The organism is Leuconostoc sp. UCMA20149, assembly GCF_030400235.1.
In the GTDB taxonomy this organism is placed as follows: domain Bacteria; phylum Bacillota; class Bacilli; order Lactobacillales; family Lactobacillaceae; genus Leuconostoc; species Leuconostoc pseudomesenteroides.
This window is the reverse complement of the sequence record NZ_VJYC01000037.1, coordinates 1-1,378: the sequence shown is the minus strand read 5'-3', so window position 1 is coordinate 1,378 and position 1,378 is coordinate 1. Positions and strand designations below refer to the sequence as shown.

At 43.9% G+C, this 1,378-nt stretch carries 1 protein-coding gene; it reads left to right on the top strand.

Annotation, left to right across the window (positions count from 1 at the left end; all coding sequences use genetic code 11):
* Positions 1 to 5 precede the first annotated feature (5 nt).
* Positions 6 to 1,378, top strand: a 1,373-nt coding sequence (gene gndA, locus FF105_RS11500) for an NADP-dependent phosphogluconate dehydrogenase (protein WP_290046926.1), incomplete at its 3' end; no start/stop codon positions are given.

The following is a 1,378-nucleotide window of genomic DNA, read 5'->3' as shown; positions in this document are numbered from 1 at the left end:
ATAGTATGACACAGTCAGATTTTGGCGTTGTTGGCTTAGCGGTAATGGGTCGCAACTTGGCACTCAACATTGAGTCACGTGGTTACACCGTTTCAGTGTTTAATCGGTCTCGCGCGCGAACAGATGATTTGGTTCAAAAGCACGCTGATAAATCATTTATTCCTAGTTATTCAATCCCTGATTTTGTACAATCCATCAAAGCACCACGCCGTATTTTACTAATGGTTAAAGCTGGTAAAGGCACTGATGATGTCATTGATGAGTTGCTACCACATTTATCAAAAGGTGATTTGCTCATTGATGGTGGTAACACTTTCTTCCAAGATACAATCCGTCGTTCAGAAAAGCTCTCACAATCAGGCATCAACTTTATTGGCATGGGTGTTTCTGGTGGTGAATTAGGCGCACTCGAAGGACCATCGCTAATGCCCGGTGGTCAACGCGAAGCTTATGATTCAGTGGCACCTATTTTGGAACAAATTGCCGCCAAAGCGCCTGAAGATGGTCGGCCAACGGTTACTTATGTTGGTCCAAATGGTGCTGGTCACTACGTCAAAATGGTGCATAATGGTATCGAGTATGGTGATATGGAATTAATCGCCGAATCATACGATATTTTAAAGCGTGTCCTCGATTTGAATGCCAATGATTTGGCCAAGACCTTTGCTGATTGGAATAGTGGTGAATTAAACTCATACTTAATCGAAATCACAGCCGATATTCTAACCCGCAAAGATGATTTAGGTTCTGACAAACCAATAGTAGACGTGATTCTCGATCGCGCCGGTAACAAAGGCACGGGTAAATGGTCATCACAATCAGCACTTGAAGTTGGTGCACCACAGTCATTGATTACTGAATCTGTTTACGCACGCTATATTTCAGCGCTAAAATCAGATCGCCTCGTAGCTGCTGATTTGCTAAATGGTCCTGATTTTACCTTTGATGGTGACAAAGACAGCGTCGCAGAAGATGTTCGTCAGGCACTCTACTTTGGTAAAATAATGTCTTACGCCCAAGGATTTGACCAATTAAGGATGGCTTCTGATCATTATGATTGGAATCTACCATTTGGTGAACTTGCGCAATTGTGGCGTGCTGGTGCGATTATCCGCGCACAATTCCTACAACGAATCACCGACGCCTACACAACTAAAAGTGATTTGCATAATTTGCTTTTGGATAGCTACTTTAAAGACATTGCTGAAAAGTATCAAGGTGCAGCCCGCCGTGTTGTGGCACTTGCTGTATCAGCCGGTGTTCCAACACCGTCGTTGTCTGCTGCAGTCGCCTATTACGATTCCTACCGATCAGCTGTTTTGCCAGCAAACTTGATTCAAGCACAACGGGATTACTTCGGCGCTCATACTTATGAACG